Origin of the sequence: Microbacterium sp. CCNWLW134 (genome assembly GCF_037083565.1) — a bacterium.
In the GTDB taxonomy this organism is placed as follows: Bacteria; Actinomycetota; Actinomycetes; order Actinomycetales; family Microbacteriaceae; genus Microbacterium.
In genome coordinates, this window is the sequence record NZ_JBAOJU010000002.1 from 438,557 (window position 1) to 455,362 (window position 16,806).

16 protein-coding genes are annotated in these 16,806 nt (G+C 69.6%); 11 read left to right on the forward strand and 5 right to left on the reverse strand.

What is annotated here, in order from left to right; genetic code table 11:
* Positions 1–22 precede the first annotated feature (22 nt).
* From V6S02_RS12675 to V6S02_RS12690, 4 genes are all read right to left on the reverse strand, one after another.
* Entirely contained in the window at positions 23–892 is an 870-nt protein-coding gene (locus V6S02_RS12675; RefSeq protein ID WP_336401132.1) for an aldo/keto reductase, read from the reverse strand.
* A 54-nt stretch (positions 893–946) separates the two neighbouring features.
* Positions 947–1,303 (reverse strand): YciI family protein, encoded by a 357-nt coding sequence (locus tag V6S02_RS12680; protein WP_124292206.1) that lies wholly within the window; start codon positions 1,301–1,303, stop codon positions 947–949.
* A 93-nt stretch (positions 1,304–1,396) separates the two neighbouring features.
* Positions 1,397–2,701, reverse strand: a complete 1,305-nt coding sequence (locus V6S02_RS12685; protein WP_336401133.1) for an RNA polymerase sigma factor — start codon at positions 2,699–2,701, stop codon at positions 1,397–1,399.
* A 103-nt stretch (positions 2,702–2,804) separates the two neighbouring features.
* Positions 2,805–3,311, reverse strand: a complete 507-nt coding sequence (locus V6S02_RS12690) for a CGNR zinc finger domain-containing protein (RefSeq protein WP_336401134.1) — start codon at positions 3,309–3,311, stop codon at positions 2,805–2,807.
* Positions 3,312–3,392: 81 nt separating this feature from the next.
* On the opposite strand from V6S02_RS12690, the gene V6S02_RS12695 reads away from it, so the two are divergent.
* From V6S02_RS12695 to lysS, 3 genes are all read left to right on the forward strand, one after another.
* Entirely contained in the window at positions 3,393–4,295 is a 903-nt protein-coding gene (locus V6S02_RS12695; RefSeq protein WP_336401135.1) for an alpha/beta fold hydrolase, read from the forward strand.
* Positions 4,296–4,448: 153 nt separating this feature from the next.
* Positions 4,449–5,294 (forward strand): pantoate--beta-alanine ligase, encoded by an 846-nt coding sequence (gene panC, locus V6S02_RS12700; protein WP_336401136.1) that lies wholly within the window; start codon positions 4,449–4,451, stop codon positions 5,292–5,294.
* Between the two features lie 103 nt (positions 5,295–5,397).
* Positions 5,398–6,936: a lysine--tRNA ligase gene (lysS, locus tag V6S02_RS12705; protein ID WP_336401137.1), complete on the forward strand. Its 1,539-nt coding sequence runs from the start codon at positions 5,398–5,400 to the stop codon at positions 6,934–6,936.
* 4 nt (positions 6,937–6,940) lie between these two features.
* Here the strand turns inward: lysS and V6S02_RS12710 are convergent, their stop codons facing one another.
* Entirely contained in the window at positions 6,941–8,098 is a 1,158-nt protein-coding gene (locus V6S02_RS12710) for a DUF4192 family protein (RefSeq protein ID WP_336401138.1), read from the reverse strand.
* Positions 8,099–8,253: 155 nt separating this feature from the next.
* Between V6S02_RS12710 and V6S02_RS12715 the strand changes: the two genes are divergently transcribed.
* The 8 genes from V6S02_RS12715 to V6S02_RS12750 all read left to right on the forward strand — a co-directional run bounded on the left by V6S02_RS12715 (position 8,254) and on the right by V6S02_RS12750 (position 16,707).
* Positions 8,254–8,463, forward strand: a complete 210-nt coding sequence (locus V6S02_RS12715; RefSeq protein ID WP_124292213.1) for a hypothetical protein — start codon at positions 8,254–8,256, stop codon at positions 8,461–8,463.
* Between the two features lie 51 nt (positions 8,464–8,514).
* A complete protein-coding gene (gene cls, locus V6S02_RS12720; protein ID WP_124292214.1) occupies positions 8,515–9,981 on the forward strand; it encodes a cardiolipin synthase in 1,467 nt (488 codons plus the stop codon).
* A gap of 51 nt (positions 9,982–10,032) precedes the next feature.
* The gene (locus V6S02_RS12725; protein WP_336401139.1) at positions 10,033–10,782 is read left to right on the forward strand and encodes a hypothetical protein; all 750 of its coding nucleotides are present in this window, start codon (positions 10,033–10,035) and stop codon (positions 10,780–10,782) included.
* A gap of 473 nt (positions 10,783–11,255) precedes the next feature.
* Complete coding sequence (locus V6S02_RS12730) at positions 11,256–12,197, forward strand: hypothetical protein (protein WP_336401140.1); 942 nt, start codon at positions 11,256–11,258, stop codon at positions 12,195–12,197.
* 126 nt (positions 12,198–12,323) lie between these two features.
* The gene (locus tag V6S02_RS12735) at positions 12,324–14,849 is read left to right on the forward strand and encodes an ATP-dependent Clp protease ATP-binding subunit (protein ID WP_124292217.1); all 2,526 of its coding nucleotides are present in this window, start codon (positions 12,324–12,326) and stop codon (positions 14,847–14,849) included.
* Between the two features lie 90 nt (positions 14,850–14,939).
* Positions 14,940–15,443 (forward strand): amino-acid N-acetyltransferase, encoded by a 504-nt coding sequence (locus V6S02_RS12740; protein WP_336401141.1) that lies wholly within the window; start codon positions 14,940–14,942, stop codon positions 15,441–15,443.
* 143 nt (positions 15,444–15,586) lie between these two features.
* Positions 15,587–15,865, forward strand: a complete 279-nt coding sequence (locus V6S02_RS12745; protein ID WP_124292219.1) for a GlsB/YeaQ/YmgE family stress response membrane protein — start codon at positions 15,587–15,589, stop codon at positions 15,863–15,865.
* A 116-nt stretch (positions 15,866–15,981) separates the two neighbouring features.
* Positions 15,982–16,707: a hypothetical protein gene (locus V6S02_RS12750; protein ID WP_336401142.1), complete on the forward strand. Its 726-nt coding sequence runs from the start codon at positions 15,982–15,984 to the stop codon at positions 16,705–16,707.
* Positions 16,708–16,806 lie beyond the last annotated feature (99 nt).

A 16,806-nucleotide genomic window follows, 5' to 3' on the forward strand; every position in this document is an offset into this window, starting at 1 on the left:
GGGGGTGCACTCGCGACTCGCGTCAGCCGCGGAGCGCGGACAGCTCGGCGAACTCCTCGTCGGTCAGCTCGATGACGGCGCCCTGCATGTTGTCCTCGAGATGGGCGACGCGGGACGTGCCGGGGATCGGGAGCATGACGGGCGAGCGCTTCAGAAGCCACGCGAGCGCGATCTGCGCGGGCGTCGCGCCCTTCTGCGCAGCGATGTCGGTGAGCGGCGAGTCGGTGCCGGTGAGACCGCCGGTCGCGAGCGGGAACCACGGGATGAACCCGATGCCCTGCTCCTCCGACCAGTCGAGAAGATCTTCCGCGTCGCGGGTCTGCAGGTTGTAGAGGTTCTGGACGGTGACGATCTCGGCGATCTTCTGCGCCTCCTTCACCTCGTCGATGGTGACCTCCGACAGGCCGATGTGGCGGATCTTGCCCTCGTCCTGCAGCGCCTTCAGCTCGCCGACCTGATCTTCGAGCGGCACCTTCGGGTCGATGCGGTGCAGCTGGAAGAGGTCGATGCGCTCGAGGCCGAGGCGGCGAAGGCTCATCTCGGCGCCCTGGCGCAGGAACTCGGGGCGCCCGAGCGGCGGCCAGACGTTCGGGGCGGTGCGGGTCAGGCCCGACTTGGTCGCGATGACGACATCGTCGGCGTAGGGGTGAAGCGCCTCCTTCAGGAGCTCCTCGGCGACGTAGGGGCCATAGGACTCGGCGGTGTCGAAGAAGTTCACGCCGAGCTCGACCGACCGGCGCAGAACGCGGATGGCCTCGTCGTGGTCCTTCGGCGGGCCCCAGACGCCGGGTCCGGTCAGCTGCATGGTCCCGTAGCCGAGGCGGTTGACCTCGAGGTCGCCGCCGATGCGGAAGGTGCCGGATGACTGCGCGGGCTGCGTGATGTTCGTCATGAAGGAGTGCAGCGCACCGTGGCGCCCGAGCATTCCCGGGCGCCACGGAGATGCTCAGTCCTCGTCCCAGGGGAGCTTCACCAGCGGCAGCACATACACCCGTCCCGCGATCGCGGTCGGGTGCGTGGTCATCAGCCCCGCGACGTCGTCGATCGACTCCGCGGTGATGACGTCGTACCCGGCGAACCACTCGGTGAACTCGGGGAAGGGGCCGTCGGTGATGAGGGCACGGCCGTCGCGGACGACCACCGACTTCGCCTGATCGGCCGGCGCTGTCGGGGCGCCGCTCTGCAGCATCCCCTTCTTCTCGCCTTCGGCGAGCCAGCCTTCGAGCATGCGCTGGTCTTCCTCGCGGGTGATATCGGTTCCGGTGGGGTCGGTCATGTGGATGACCAGGTACCTGTTGCTCATCTGCTCCTCTTTCGTGTGGTGACGCGGGCCCTGAACGACCCTCTCGGACAAGCGACGATCAGGGGGCGCCGGATACGACACCCGGTGGATGATTCATCCGGGCGATGTCGCATCGACGCCGTCGCGGCGCGCGGTCAGGAGCTCCGCCATCGCGGCGGTCGGCGCGAGGGAGATCGCGCGTTCGTACGCGTCGAGGGCCTCGGCGGGTGCGCCGCTCGACGCCAGCAGGTGGGCCCGGACGGCGTGGAAGGCGTAGTGCCCGGCGAGGTCGTCTTCGCGCCGCTCGAGGACGATCAGGCCCGCCTCGGGGGAGTCGGCCTCGGCGACGGCGATGGCGTGATTGACGCCCACCATGGGGCTCGGGTCGACGCGCACGAGCATCTCGTACAGCGCGACGATCTGCGACCAGTCGGTGCTCCCGGCATCGGGGGCGTGCGCGTGGACGAGATGGATGGCGGCGAGCAGCTCGAAACGGCCGAGACGGATGCCGGTGGCGCGGGCTCGTCGCATCCGCTCGCCGAGGAGCGCGTCGGCCTCCGCGATCAGGTCGCGGTCCCACGCTCCGCGGTCTTGCTCGGCGAGGGTCACGAGTGCGCCGTCGGCGCTGATCCGGGCGGGGGTGCGGGCGATCGAGGCGAGGAGGAGGGCGAGGAGCCCGGTGACGTCGCCGTCGCCCGGGAGCAGTGCGTGCAGTTCGCGCGCGAGCCGGAGCGCTTCGGCGAGGAGGTCGAGGCGCAGCCGGTCGGGGGCGTCGCCGGTCGCGGCGTAGCCCTGCGTGTACATCAGCGAGAGCACCGCGACCACGGCGGCGGCGCGATCGGGAAGGTCGCTCGCCTCGGGAACCCGGAACGGGACGCGTGCCGCGCCGATCTTCGCCTTCCCCCGCGTGATCCGCTGCGCGATCGTCGTCGGCGGCGCGAGGAACAGGCGCGCGATCTGTTCGACGGTGAGACCGACGATCACACGGAGGGTCAGGGCCACCCGGGTCTCGAGGCCGAGGAGCGGATGACAGCACGCGAAGAGCAGCCGCAGGCGATCGTCCGCGACCGCGCCCACCGGTTCAGCGGGGGAGTCGTCGGCGAGCAGCACGGCCTCTCGATGCTTGTCGTCACGCCGGGCCTCGCGCCGGAGGCGGTCGATGGCCCTCCGATGTGCGGTCGTCGTGATCCAGGCGCCCGGGTTCGGGGGCACACCGTCCGCGGCCCACCGCTCCACGGCGACGGCGAATGCTTCGGCGGCGACCTCCTCTGCGAGATCGAGGTCGCCGAAGCGGCGGGCGAGCCCGGCGACGATCCGCCCCCATTCCGCGCGGTGGACCTCGGCGAGCGCGACGTCGGCGTCCGTCGACTCCGATGCGTCGCCGTCATCCGGATGCTCCGCCTCCAGGCGCTCGCTCATGTCGTCCTCCTTCGCGGAGACCCTTTCAGATGTTCGGCGAGGGTGGAATCGTCGATTCGACACGAGGGCGCTGCCGGACTGCCTCGCGGCACGCGCGCGACCTTCAACCTGTGGCCGCGCGACGGGCGTACGCCCGCACTTTCATCCTGTTGCCGCAGGTGGCCATCGAGCACCACTTCGCGGTGCCGGGTCGGCTGTGATCGACGAGGAACAGGTTGCACTCCTCGTTCGCACAGGGCCGGAGGCGGCCGGGGAGGTCTGTCATCACCCGCGACCACGCGAGGACCGTCTCCACCGCGAGACGATCGTCGTCGGAGACGCGCAGATCCCACCTCACGCCGTTGCTGGTCACGCGTGGCGTCTGGGTGACGGCGTCGAGCGCACGTGCCAGCTCACCGTCGGTGGCATTCTCTTCGCCGCGGATGACGGCGTGCAGAGCCGACCGCACGCGACGGAGTCGCGCGAGCTCCGTCGACGAGCCCGATCCGCCCCAGCTGCGCGCCAGCGCGCCTCCCCCTCGGTTGTCGTCGAGCGCATCGGTGGCCACGCCGTCGATGACGGGCGCGCTGTTCAGGACGGCGAGCAGCAGTTCTTCGTCGCGGAGCACCATCCCTCACCTCCTCGCGTCGTGGATGCGTATCGATCATGTTAGCGTGTGGCTAACCGGTAAAACAAGATTGAAAGGTTAGTTATGGTCGCTGTCCACCACCGCACCGTGTCGGTCGACGGGTTCGATGTCTTCTACCGTGAAGCCGGCGCTCCCGACGCGCCCGCCCTCGTCCTCCTGCACGGGTACCCGACGAGCTCGCACATGTTCCGTCATCTCATTCCCGCACTGGCGGAGCGCTACCACGTCGTCGCCCCGGACCACATCGGGTTCGGTCGCTCATCGGCGCCGTCGGTCGACGAGTTCGATTACACCTTCGCCGCCCTCGCTGCGGTGACCGGTCGATTCCTGTCGACCATCGGCGTGGAGCGTTACGCGATCTACGTCCAGGACTACGGAGCTCCGATCGGGTGGCGTCTGGCTCTTGCCGACCCTGCTGCCGTGACCGGGGTCATCTCGCAGAACGGCAATGCCTATGAAGACGGTTTCGTCCCGAGCTTCTGGGATCCCATCTGGGCCGACGCTGCCGAGAAGACCACCCTGACGCGGGATGCGCTTCGGTCCGCGCTCGGTCGAGAGGCTGTGGAGTGGCAATACACCCACGGCGTCCCCGACCCCACCACCGTCGACCCGGACGCCTGGGAGCACGACCTCGCACTCCTCGCCCGGGAGGGCCAGGACGCCGTGCAGCTCGCTCTCTTCCGCGACTACGCCTCGAATCGCGACCTCTATCCTGCGGTGCACGATTGGCTGCGGCGTTCTGGCGTGCCCGTCCTGGCGGTGTGGGGGCGTAACGACGAGATCTTCCACGCCGACGGAGCCCGCGCGTTCGCCCGTGACGCACACGAGGCTCGCGTCGAACTCGTCGACGGCGGCCACTTCCTGCTCGAATCCCACCTCGACGAGGTCGTCGCCACGATCACCTCCTGGCTGGACGCCGAGGGATCGGGCGCTGTGACCGCACGCCCGGTGCCCATCAATCCGTGACGTCCCCTTCGACCGGTTCCGGATGACGCCGGCGACGTGCCCCGTGTCACGGGGCCGGCGTCACCGGGGCCGGCGTCACGGGGCCGGCGTCACGGGGCCGGCGTCACCGGCCGCGGGCGACCGCCCCCTGCGCACCGCCGATACGATCGTCGGATGATCCGCACCCCCGAGGCGCTGCGCAGTCGCCTGGCCGAGGCCCGCCGCGACGCTCCGGACGCGACAGTCGGGTTGGTGTCCACCATCGGCTCCCTCCACGACGGCCACATCGACCTCATCGACACCGCCCGTGAGCGAGCGGAGATCGTGGTCGTGTCGACGTTCGTCAACCCGCTGCGCTTCGGCACGACGGCCGACTTCGAGGCGTATCCGCGCACTCCCGACGCGGACCGTCTGCTGCTGGAGTCGCTCGGCGTCGACGTGGTCTTCGCCCCCGAGACCGCCGACCTGCTGCCGCGCGGCACGGCGACGACGAAGATCAGCGCGGGCGACCTGGGGCTGCGGTACGAGGGCCGGTTCCGGCCGTACTACTTCGACGGGCTTCTCACCGTCGAGGCCGCGCTCTTCCATCTGATCGAGCCCGATGTCGCCGTCTACGGGCTCCGCGACCGGCAGCGGATCTTCCTGGTAGAGCGGATGATCCGCGACCTCTTCTTCGACGTCGACGTCGCGACCGTCGAGACCGTTCGCGGCGACGACGGTCTCCCCGTCTCGACCCGTGCGTCGCTGCTCGACGATCGCGATCGCCAGGCGGCCGGCAAGCTGACGGTGGCCCTCGACGCCGCGGCCTCGAACGCCGACCGCGGGGTCGACGCCTGTATCGCCGCAGCGCAGTCGGCGCTGATGGGGGAACCGCGGATCAACCTGGAGTACCTCACGGTGGTGGACCCCGCCACCTTCCTCCCCGTCGACGAGAACCATCGCGGGCGAGCGCTCGCGCTGATCGCCGCGACCGTCGCCGGACACCGCTTCATCGACAACACCGAGATCTCGCTGCAGTGATCGCCGCGCCCCCGGTGATGATGCGCCGGGGTCGGTCGACCGAGCCGACGGGCGCCCCGGCGCCCGTCGATAGACTTGACTGCGACCCCCGAGGAGCCTGTTCATGACCGATTCGCCCGCGCCCGGTGCCGCTCACGACGCCGACGCTTCCGAGCCCAGCGACGAAGAGGTCTTCGAGCAGAAGGCGGTGCGTCTGGCCAAGCGGGAGCGGCTCATCGCAGAGCGGACGGATGCCGCCGGCGGCGCCTATCCGGTAGCGGTGCCGGTGACCGACACCATCCCCACGCTCCGCGCCCGGTTCGGTGACCTCGAGGCGGGCGCCGAAACCGGTGTGACGGCCGGGGTCGCGGGGCGGGTCGTCTTCAGCCGCAACACCGGCAAGCTGTGCTTCGCCACTCTGCAGTCGGGCGACGGCAGTCGCATCCAGGCCATGATCTCCCTCGCCGCCGTGGGTGAGGAGTCGCTGCAGCGGTGGAAGGAACTGGTCGACCTCGGCGACCACGTCTTCGTCTCGGGTGAGGTGATCTCCAGCCGCCGCGGCGAGCTGTCGATCATGGCCGATTCGTGGGAGATCGCCGCGAAGGCTGTGCTCCCCCTTCCCAACGTCTACGGCGAGTTGAGCGAGGAAGGCCGGGTGAGGAGCCGCTTCCTCGACCTCATCGTCCGCGATCAGGCACGAGCGACCGTGCGCGCACGGGCCGCGGTGAACGCCAGCCTTCGGCAGACCTTCACCGCTCACGACTTCATCGAGGTCGAGACGCCGATGCTGCAGGTGCAGCACGGTGGCGCATCGGCGCGCCCCTTCGTCACGCACTCCAACGCGTTCGACACCGAGCTGTACCTGCGTATCGCACCGGAGCTGTTCCTCAAGCGTGCGGTGGTCGGTGGGCTCGACAGGGTCTTCGAGATCAACCGGAACTTCCGCAACGAAGGTGCCGACTCCACCCACAGCCCCGAGTTCGCGATGCTGGAGGCCTATCAGGCCTACACCGACTATCACGGCATCGCCGACCTCACCCAGGAGCTCATCCAGAACGCCGCCGTCGCGGTCGCCGGGTCGACGACCGTCACCTGGGCCGACGGCACGGTCTACGACCTGGGCGGGCAGTGGGAGCGGCTGTCGATGTACGACTCCCTTTCGGCGGCAGCGAGCAGGTCGATCACGCCCGAGACCTCGCTGGAGGACCTGCTGACCTTCGCCGCCGAGGTCGGGGTCGAGGCTCCCCCTCACGCCACCCACGGCAAGCTCGTTGAAGAGCTGTGGGAGCACTTCGTCAAGCCGGGCCTCACGCGCCCCACCTTCGTCATGGACTTCCCCGTCGACACCAGCCCGCTCGTACGCGAGCACCGGTCGATCCCGGGCCTGGTCGAGAAGTGGGACCTGTACGTCCGCGGGTTCGAGCTCGCCACCGGGTACTCCGAACTCGTCGATCCGGTCATCCAGCGCGAGCGGTTCGTCGAGCAGGCGAAGCTCGCCGCGCGCGGCGATGTCGAGGCCATGCGCATCGATGAGGAGTTCCTCCGCGCCCTCGAGCACGGCATGCCCCCCACGGGCGGCATGGGCATGGGGATCGACCGGCTCCTCATGGCGATCACCGGGCTCGGCATCCGCGAGACGATCCTCTTCCCCCTGGTGAAGTAGCCGGTCACGTCGCCGCCCCCATCGCATCCTCCGGGCGCCAGACTCCGGTGCGGGCGAACGCCCACTCCGGAAGGTGCCCGCGGCGGACCATCGCCTCAACGATTCCGGTGAGACCATGGGCGGGGTCGATCTCGGCGGCCTGTCCGATGAACCACTCGGCGTGGGTCGATCGGCCGAGTGCCCACGAGAGCCAGGCGCAGACCGCGAGCGGGCCGGGTCGCGCGGCTCGCGGCGCAGCAGCCGCCACCCGGCGGGTCACCTCGAGCGCGCCGCGGAGGCGCTCGGCAGACGGCTGCGGGCCTTCGCCCCACATGCGCTTGGCGATTTCGGCGGGGTACGGCTCTCCCGCCTCCCACCGCAGCTGCGCAGCCATCGCCTCATCGCCCCGGTCGATGTCGTCGCACCACTGCACCAGCGCCACATCCCGGGTCGCCGGCCGCTCGAGGCACCACAGCAGCAGGGCCGCATCGAACGGGTCGAGCATCTCGGGATTCCACTGCAGCGCCTCCTCGAACAGGGCCGGCAGGTCGTCGAGCAGGCACACCGCTTCAAGCCCCCGCGGGTCGACGCGCACGGTGGGCCCGGCCGCGTTCGACCCGAAGCCTTCGATCGCGACGCGGATCGCCTGCAGGGCGTGCCCGACCCTCTCTTTCTCGGCCAGGTCGACGACGGGAAGGGCGGCTCCCGTCCACTGGTCGCCGGCCGCGAGCGGGAGGCCCGCGGGGGCGGTCGGCGACCCGTCGCCATCGAGGAGCTCGGACAGGGGCCGGCCGCCGGACCGGGCGTCGGCGTCGAGATACGACGCCCAGCCGTCGGGGGCTCGGCAGAGCATGTCGACCACCCTCAGACCGCTCGCGTCGGCCCGCTCGCGGATGCCCTCCGCCAGCGCCGACGCGGGAGCGCGGCCGCCGTCGAACCACTCGTCGGTGAACACCACCACCGCGAGTGCATCGGCGGCCTCGATCCGGCACACGAGGCCCACGCAGGTGGCCGCCGCGGCATCGGTGTCGGCGATCGCCGGGAGATCGATGCGCATCGCGCCGAGCGTGCGCGTGCCGTCGAAAGGGATGAGCACGACGCTGTCGGACGGGAGGTAGCCGAGCATGCGCGGGACGAAGGACAGGAACTCGGCCGGGGTAGTGGCCTTCACGATCGTGGTCATGCCCCGACCTTGGTCGTCGGCGTGCAGCCGTGGGAGGTCGCCGGCGCACTCTGTGGTCAACCGGCGATCTGCGCCGGTTGTGCAGGAGAGAATGCGTCCCCGCATCCGTCCTCTCCCGGGCCGCTCCCGGGGTCGCCCCGCGTATCCTGGTAGGCATGGACGGCTTCTGGATCGCAGCGGCGTGGACGCTTCTCCCCACCGTGGTGGTCAGCGCCCTCTTCTTCTGGATCCTCCGCAGCATCCTGCATGCCGACCGCAATGAGCGGCGCGCCTACACGCGCATCGAGGCGCAGGAGCGCGCCAAGCGCGGACTTCCCCCCGCATCGCCGGCGCCAGACGCGCCCCCGGCCCCCGCCGGGCGCTGATCGCCCGGCCCGCTACGCTGACAGTGGGCGTGCGGGGCGAACGGGGGAGTCGTGATCGAGATCACACTGGATGCGTCGTGGTGGCTCATCCTGGTGTTCGTCTTCGACATCGTCGTGCGCATCCTGGCCGTCATCTACGTGCCGCGCAATCGCCGTCCCACCGCCGCCATGGCGTGGCTTCTCGCCATCTACTTCATCCCCCTCATCGGGGTGTTCCTCTTCCTGCTGATCGGCAACCCGCGACTGCCGCGCAAGCGCCGTCGCCAGCAGGACGCCATCAACCAGTACATCCGCGACACCAGCGCCGGCCTCGACTTCGGCACTCTGCGCCCGCACGCCCCGCAGTGGTTCCAGTCGCTCGTGACGATGAACCGCGCGCTCGGAGCCATGCCCCTCGCCGGCGACAACGACGCCCACCTGATCTCCGACTATCAGGAGAGTCTCGACGAGATGGCCGAGGCCATCCGCTCGGCGGAGCGGTACGTGCACGTGGAGTTCTACATCCTCCAGACCGACGCCTCGACGGAGAAGTTCTTCGCCGCGCTCGAAGAGGTCGCCGCGCGCGGCGTGGTCGTCCGGGTGCTGCTCGATCACTGGGCCAACCGCGGGAAGCCGTTCTACAAGCAGACGCTCCGCCGCCTCGACGGCATGGGCGCGCACTGGCGCCTGATGTTGCCGGTGCAGCCGCTCAAGGGCAAGTACCAGCGCCCCGACCTGCGCAACCACCGCAAGCTCCTCGTGATCGACGGCAAGGTCGGCTACATGGGCTCGCAGAACGTCACCGACTCCACCTACAACCTGCGCAAGAACATCAAGCGCGGGCTGCACTGGGTCGACCTCATGGTGCGGCTGCACGGCCCCGTCGTGGCATCCATCAATGCCGTCTTCCTCAGCGACTGGTACAGCGAGACCGACGAGATCCTCACCGACGAGATCGACCTGTTCAAGGTCGAATCCAGCCGCGGTGACCTCGACTGCCAGATCGTGCCCTCGGGGCCCGGGTTCGACTCCGAGAACAACCTGCGCCTGTTCGCGGCGCTGCTGTACTACGCCCAGCGCCGCATCATCATCGTCAGCCCCTACTTCGTGCCCGACGAGGCGCTGCTGCTGGCGATCACGACTGCCTGCCAGCGCGGCCTCGAGGTGGAGCTGTTCGTCTCGGAGGAGGGCGACCAGGCGATGGTCTACCACGCGCAGCGCAGCTACTACGAGGCGCTGCTGCGCGCCGGCGTGAAGATCTGGATGTATCGCAAGCCGTACATCCTCCATTCCAAGTCGATGACGATCGACGACGAGATCGCCGTCATCGGATCGAGCAACATGGACATGCGCTCGTTCGGTCTGAACATGGAGATCTCGATGCTCGTGCGCGGCGAGGAGTTCGTGCGCGAGATGCGCGAGGTCGAGGACAAGTACCGGTCGCTCTCCCGCGAACTCACCCTCGAGGAGTGGCAGAAGCAGCCGCTGCGCTCGACCGTGCTCGACAACATCGCCCGCCTCACGTCGGCGCTGCAGTAGCGTGCGGCACAGACGGATGACGCGGGTCGCCGTTCGCGGCATGATGTGGACATGACACGCCCTCGCCTGGTTCTCGCTCTCGCCGTACTCGGAGCGGGGGCGGCGGTGCTCGCCGGGTGCGCGACCCCCTCGGGAAGCAGCGGCACGGCGTCTGCGTCGCCGACGTCGTCTTCCTCGCAGTCGGCGTCGCCGGAGCCGTCGTCGGGTGGTGTGGTGGTGACGGATGACGTCGAAGCGGCGTGGCTCGACGGCGGCCGCGGCGTGGGACTGGTCACGTATGGGTCGTCGTCGTGCCTCCCGGTGGTCGGCGAGCCGACCTACGCCGACGGCGTGCTCACGGTCGACATCAGCGACCCCGAGGGCGAGGCCTGCACCCGCGACCTCGTGCCGCGCGGGTCGTACGTGGGAGTGCCTGAGGGCGTCGACCCGACCCGCGAGCTCGAGATCGTCGTCACGGGCACGTACGCCGACGACACCGACCTCGACGGGCTCGAGGGCGAGATTGCCGTGCCCGAGGAGTTCGCGCCCAGCGCGGGGTGGGCCGACGACGACATGATGTTGATCCTCAGCTGGGGCTCGTCGACGTGCGCCCCGGTGCTGGAGTCCGCCGAGGCGGCCGGCAGCGAGGTTCTCGTGAGCTTCGCCGAGCCGGTCTCCGACCAGGTGTGCACCGCCGACATGGCGCCGCGGGTGACGGTGGCCGCCGTCACCGGGAGCGTCGACGACGACGCACCCGTGACGGCCGTGCTGTCGGGCGGCGAATTCGCCGACATCCAGGTACCCGTGCTCGGTCGCGCCTAGCGCGCCCGCGCTCCCGCGCTCGCGCTCGCTCGCGCGCGCCCGCGCGCCCGCTTCCACGCTCTCGCGCCTCCCGCGCCCCGCGCCGCGCCCCCGCGCCCCGCGCCGCTTGGTCCCCCGTCATGTTCCGCCCTTCTCGGGGCCGCCAAGGGGCAGAAGGTGACGGGGGAGCTCGGCGCCTCTTTGCTCCCCCGTCACGTTTCGCCTCTCGCGCGGGGGGTAAGGGGCAGAAGGTGACGGGGGAACCGGGGGAGCGGGGAAGTGGGGGAGCAGGGCGCCTCTTTGCTCCCCCGTCACGTTTCGCCTCTCGCGCGGGGGGAAAGGGACAGAAGGTGACGGGGGAACCGGGGGAGCGAGGAACCGGGGGAGCGGCGAGGGGGGAGTTCTTCTCCTGCACAGCGACGGGTGAGCGGCGCGTTGTCCACAATCGCGGTCCGGGGAATCAGAGACGCGCACGTCACGACGACGATGACGGGATGCCGCGTGAACTTCCGTCGACTCTGGACACCTCCTTCTGCGTGCGCGACGCCCTGCGGGCGGGTGTCACGCCGAAACGCCTTCGCGGCCGCGACCTGGTTACGCCCTTCTGGGGTGTGCGAAGCCTCGCGCGCGCAGAAGAACCCGGCCTCCCCGAGGAAGAGATCGTGAATGGCGCACTGCGCTATCGGCCGGTCATGGCTGAGAACCAGTTCTTCAGCCACGTCACGGCCGCAGTGCTCTGGGGTCTTCCGCTTCCCGCCCACGTCCTGTGGCCCGCCGCCCGGCAGGGACTCGACGTCGCCGTGTTCACTCCCGCCCGCCACCCCCGACGGCGCGGGATCCGCGGCCACGAGGTCCATCCCTCGTCGGCGCACGTCGTCGAGCACCCGCGCCACGGAGTGGCGCTCACCTCGCCCGCGAGCACCTGGGCAGCCCTCGGGGCGACGCTGCGCGACCCCTACGACCTCGTCGCGGCCGGCGACGCGGCGGTGCGCGAGCGCATGTTCCGAGACGACCCGCCGCCGCTCGCCACCCTCGCGCAGCTCTCCGCCGCAGCGTCGGCGCATCGACGGGTCGGCGGGCCGGCGCTTCGCGCGGCGCTGCCGCGCATCCGCTCTCGATCGGCCTCTCCGCGTGAGACATGGTGCCGCCTGCTCCTCGTCGACGCCGGTCTGCCCGAACCCGAGCTGAACCACGAGGTTCGCGACGCCGCCGGACAGGTGATCGCCTGCGTCGATCTCGCCTACCCCGACGCGCGGGTCGCCGTGGAGTACGAGGGCGAGCACCACCGGACGGACCCCCAGCAGTGGGCCCGCGACCTGGCCCGGCACGAGGCGCTCGCCGTCGCAGGCTGGTTCGTCGTCCGCGTCTCGGCCGCGCACCTCGCGGCGGGCGGCGCACTCCTCGCCGCCCGCGTGCGGGCGGCACTCGGGCGCTGACCCCGAGCCGCTCCCGCGACGCTATGCCCACGGCGAACACGGGCATCCGGCAGGGGCCCGCTGGCTACCCTCGATGTAAGACGCAGGGGGAGAGTCGACCCGAAGCGTCCTAGAGGAGAGTGAACGATGTTCGAGAGATTCACCGACCGAGCCCGTCGTGTGGTTGTGCTCGCCCAAGAAGAGGCGAAGATGCTCAACCACAACTACATCGGTACCGAGCACATCCTGCTCGGGCTGATCCACGAGGGCGAGGGAGTCGCCGCCAAGGCGCTCGAGTCCCTCGGCATCTCTCTCGACGCCGTGCGCGAGCAGGTCCAGGACATCATCGGCCAGGGGCAGCAGCAGCCCACCGGCCACATCCCCTTCACGCCGCGCGCGAAGAAGGTGCTCGAGCTGTCGCTGCGCGAAGCGCTGCAGCTCGGCCACAACTACATCGGCACCGAGCACATCCTCCTCGGCCTCATCCGCGAGGGCGAGGGCGTCGCAGCCCAGGTGCTCGTCAAGCTCGGCGCCGACCTGAACAAGGTGCGCCAGCAGGTCATCCAGCTGCTCTCGGGCTACCAGGGCAAGGAGCCCGCGGGCGTGTCGACCGGTGCCGGCGAGCAGCAGACCTCCGGCCCCCAGGGCGGCTCGCAGGTGCTCGACCAGTTCGGCCGCAACCTCACCCAGGCCGCGCGCGACAACAAGCTCGACCCGGTGATCGGCCGTGAGAAGGAGATCGAGCGGGTCATGCAGATCCTCTCGCGCCGCTCCAAGAACAACCCCGTCCTCATCGGCGAGCCCGGCGTCGGCAAGACCGCGGTCGTCGAGGGCCTCGCCCAGGCGATCGTGAAGGGCGACGTTCCCGAGACGCTGAAGGACAAGCAGCTGTACTCCCTCGACCTCGGGTCGCTCATCGCCGGATCCCGCTACCGCGGTGACTTCGAGGAGCGCCTGAAGAAGGTCACCAAGGAGATCCGCACCCGCGGCGACATCATCGTCTTCATCGACGAGATCCACACGCTGGTGGGCGCGGGCGCTGCCGAGGGCGCGATCGATGCGGCATCCATCCTGAAGCCCCTCCTCGCCCGAGGCGAGCTACAGACGATCGGTGCCACGACGCTCGACGAGTACCGCAAGCACTTCGAGAAGGATGCTGCGCTGGAGCGCCGATTCCAGCCGATCCAGGTCGCCGAGCCGAGCCTTCCCCACGCGATCAACATCTTGAAGGGCCTGCGCGACCGGTACGAGGCGCACCACAAGGTGCAGATTACGGATGGCGCGATCGTCGCCGCCGCGAACCTCGCCGACCGCTACATCAGCGACCGGTTCCTGCCCGACAAGGCGATCGACCTGATCGACGAGGCCGGCGCCCGCCTGCGTCTGTCGATCCTGTCGAGCCCCCCTGAGCTCCGCGAGTTCGACGACAAGATCGCCAAGGTCCGCGAGGACAAGGAGCGCGCGAGCGAGGAGCAGGACTTCGAGAAGGCCGCGTCGCTGCGCGACGAGGAGAAGTCGCTCCTGGCTGAGCGCCTTCGCCTGGAGAAGCAGTGGAGAAGCGGCGACGTCGCCTCCCACGCGGTCGTCGACGAGGGCCTGATCGCCGAGGTGCTCGCTCAGGCCACCGGCATCCCGGTGTTCAAGCTCACCGAGGAGGAGTCCAGCCGTCTGGTCTTCATGGAGAAGGCCCTGCACCAGCGGGTCATCGGCCAGGAGGAGGCGATCGCCGCGCTGTCGAAGACGATCCGTCGTCAGCGGGCGGGCCTGAAAGACCCGAAGCGTCCCTCGGGCTCGTTCATCTTCGCCGGTCCGACCGGCGTGGGAAAGACCGAGCTCGCCAAGGCGCTCGCGGAGTTCCTCTTCGACGACGAGTCGGCGCTGATCTCCCTCGACATGTCGGAGTTCGGTGAGAAGCACACCGTCTCGCGGCTCTTCGGCGCCCCTCCCGGATTCGTCGGATTCGAAGAGGGCGGCCAGCTGACCGAGAAGGTGCGGCGCAAGCCCTTCAGCGTGGTGCTCTTCGACGAGATCGAGAAGGCCCACCCCGACATCTTCAACTCGCTCCTGCAGATCCTCGAAGAGGGCCGTCTGACCGACGGCCAGGGTCGCGTGATCGACTTCAAGAACACCGTCATCATCATGACGACGAACCTCGGTTCGTCGGCGATCGCGGGTGGGCCCGTCGGCTTCCAGGTGGAGGGTGACCAGGGCACGACCTACGACCGGATGAAGGGCAAGGTCAATGAGGAGCTCAAGCGCAACTTCAAGCCCGAGTTCCTCAACCGTGTGGACGACATCATCGTCTTCCCGCAGCTGAACAAGGCTGAGCTGCGTCAGATCGTGGGGCTGTTCACCAAGCGTCTCGGCGAGCGTCTGCTCGATCGCGACATGACGGTGGAGCTGACGGATGCCGCGAAGGACAAGCTCATCGAGGTCGGCTTCGACCCCGCGCTCGGTGCCCGGCCGCTCCGCCGCGCCATGCAGCGCGAGGTGGAGGACCGCCTGTCGGAGAAGATCCTGCACGGCGAGCTCGAGCCCGGCGACCACGTGAAGGTCGATGTCGAGAACGGCGAATTCGCCTTCGAGCACGGCCCGCGCGGCGACAAGGTCGCCGTCGGTGTCGGCGCAGCCGGTGAGATCACCGCCACGCCGGACATCGTCGCGGGAGGCTGAGCGAGCAGAGACGACAGGGGCGGGCGCCGGGGAACCGGCGCCCGCCCCTGTCGTCTGTCGGCTCCGGGAACGAGGCGTATCGTTGACCCGATGTCCGACTACACCGTCCGCCCTGCGCGCACCGCCGACATCCGCGGCATCCAGACTCTTCTGGAGCCCTATGTGCAGAAGCGGATCCTGCTCGGCAAGGACCTCGTCGTACTGTACGAATCGACCCAGCAGTTCGTCGTCGCCGAGAGTGCCGACGGCGTTCTGATCGGATGCGGCGCCCTGCACGTGATGTGGGAGGACCTCGGCGAGGTGCGCACCCTGATCGTCGCGGACGAGTGGCTGCATCACGGCGTCGGGCGCGCCCTCGTCGATCGCCTGGAGGAGAACGCGCGCACCCTGGGACTCACACGGCTGTTCTGCCTCACCTTCGAGGTGGACTTCTTCCGCAGCCGCGGGTTCGACGAGATCGGCGAGCAGATCGTCGATCCCGACGTGTATTCGCAGCTGGTGCGCAGCCCTGACGAAGGCATCGCCGAATTCCTCGACCTTGCGCACGTGAAGCCGAACACCCTCGGCAACACGCGGATGCTCAAAACCCTCTGATCTTCGCGGGAGGCGCTTATACGCCTCATCGAGAGCTGGGGCAAGCGCCTGAGCGAATCGCTCAGCGTCTGCTCAGATGGGTGGAGCGCTTCACCCGGAGCGCGCACACGGCCCCCATGGCCCAACCCCCACAAGGAGAGATCATGCTCTGGACCATTCTCGGCCTCATCGTCGTCGGCCTCATCGCCGGCCTCATCGCTCGCGCCGTCATCCCCGGCAAGCAGAGCATGGGCATCCTGCTGACCATCGTGCTCGGCATCGTCGGCTCGTTCGTCGGCGGATTCCTCGGATTCCTCATCTTCGGCGCCGACCCCATGGGCGGCTTCCTGCAGCCGGCGGGCATCATCGGCTCGATCATCGGCGCCATCATCGTGCTGGGGATCTACGTCCTCGCCACGCGCAACCGCAGCGTCACCCGCTGACCGACGCCTCCGCGCCGGCGCGTCCGCTTCACGGCGGCGCGTCGGCGCTGTCGTTTTCCCGGGCCTCCAGGGCGTGCCGTCCCGGACGGGTGACGACGGCGACCTAGCCTGGTCGCATGACCGAAACCGTCGCGCGTCGGCGCCATTCCCCGGCGGTGTATCGCCGGCGGCGCCTCGTGGTGCTCCTCGGTCTGGCCGCCGTCATCGCCCTCGTGGTGTGGCTGGTCGTCGCACCGCCCTGGCGGGGCTCGGCCGCCGACGGCCCTGCGCCCGTCGCGTCGTCGACGCCGACGGGCGACCCCGTCGCCACCGACCTTCCCGCGCTCGAGTCCGACGGTTCCGCGGCAACGCCGACGCCGGGTCCGAGCGACGCGGCCACCGCACCGGATGCCGAGAGCTCCGCAGCCGCGGACGATGCCGCTGTCACGAGCGCGGCAGAGCCGTGCGTGCCCGGAGACCTGCTCGTCGAGGCGGTGACCGACAAGACCGAGTACGCAGCAGGGGAGAACCCGCAGCTGTCGATCCGTCTCACCAACAACGGTGACGCGTGCACGCTGAACGTCGGCACGACCGGCCAGGTCTTCACCGTGATGAGCGGCAACGACACGTGGTGGAAGTCCACCGACTGCCAGGCGGAGCCGAGCGACATGATGGTGCTTCTCGAAGAGGGTCAGGTGGTCACCAGCGCGGCCCCCATCACCTGGGACCGCACGCGGTCGTCGGTAGAGACCTGCGGCGCCACCGAGCGCCAGGCTGCGCCGGCCGGAGGGGCCTCGTATCACCTGTACGTCTCGATCGGTGGCGTGAACTCCACGAACACCGCGCAGTTCCTGCTCCTGTGAGCGACAGGCGACGCGAAGACGCGCGGACGAACCGATATATCGTCTGACCAGCCGGTATACCGGCCCGGCCGCGACGTGTGGGCGTCGCGGCCGGGTTAG

Coding starts and splice junctions, on each gene's coding strand:
- V6S02_RS12715 (WP_124292213.1), top strand. CDS start 8,254: ATGGACGGCTTCTGGATCGCAGCGGCGTGGACGCTTCTCCCCACCGTG.
- V6S02_RS12685 (WP_336401133.1), bottom strand. CDS start 2,701: ATGAGCGAGCGCCTGGAGGCGGAGCATCCGGATGACGGCGACGCATCG.
- V6S02_RS12735 (WP_124292217.1), top strand. CDS start 12,324: ATGTTCGAGAGATTCACCGACCGAGCCCGTCGTGTGGTTGTGCTCGCC.
- V6S02_RS12745 (WP_124292219.1), top strand. CDS start 15,587: ATGCTCTGGACCATTCTCGGCCTCATCGTCGTCGGCCTCATCGCCGGC.
- V6S02_RS12690 (WP_336401134.1), bottom strand. CDS start 3,311: ATGGTGCTCCGCGACGAAGAACTGCTGCTCGCCGTCCTGAACAGCGCG.
- V6S02_RS12730 (WP_336401140.1), top strand. CDS start 11,256: ATGCCGCGTGAACTTCCGTCGACTCTGGACACCTCCTTCTGCGTGCGC.
- V6S02_RS12740 (WP_336401141.1), top strand. CDS start 14,940: ATGTCCGACTACACCGTCCGCCCTGCGCGCACCGCCGACATCCGCGGC.
- V6S02_RS12695 (WP_336401135.1), top strand. CDS start 3,393: ATGGTCGCTGTCCACCACCGCACCGTGTCGGTCGACGGGTTCGATGTC.
- V6S02_RS12680 (WP_124292206.1), bottom strand. CDS start 1,303: ATGAGCAACAGGTACCTGGTCATCCACATGACCGACCCCACCGGAACC.
- V6S02_RS12750 (WP_336401142.1), top strand. CDS start 15,982: ATGACCGAAACCGTCGCGCGTCGGCGCCATTCCCCGGCGGTGTATCGC.
- V6S02_RS12675 (WP_336401132.1), bottom strand. CDS start 892: ATGACGAACATCACGCAGCCCGCGCAGTCATCCGGCACCTTCCGCATC.
- panC (WP_336401136.1), top strand. CDS start 4,449: ATGATCCGCACCCCCGAGGCGCTGCGCAGTCGCCTGGCCGAGGCCCGC.
- V6S02_RS12725 (WP_336401139.1), top strand. CDS start 10,033: ATGACACGCCCTCGCCTGGTTCTCGCTCTCGCCGTACTCGGAGCGGGG.
- V6S02_RS12710 (WP_336401138.1), bottom strand. CDS start 8,098: ATGACCACGATCGTGAAGGCCACTACCCCGGCCGAGTTCCTGTCCTTC.
- lysS (WP_336401137.1), top strand. CDS start 5,398: ATGACCGATTCGCCCGCGCCCGGTGCCGCTCACGACGCCGACGCTTCC.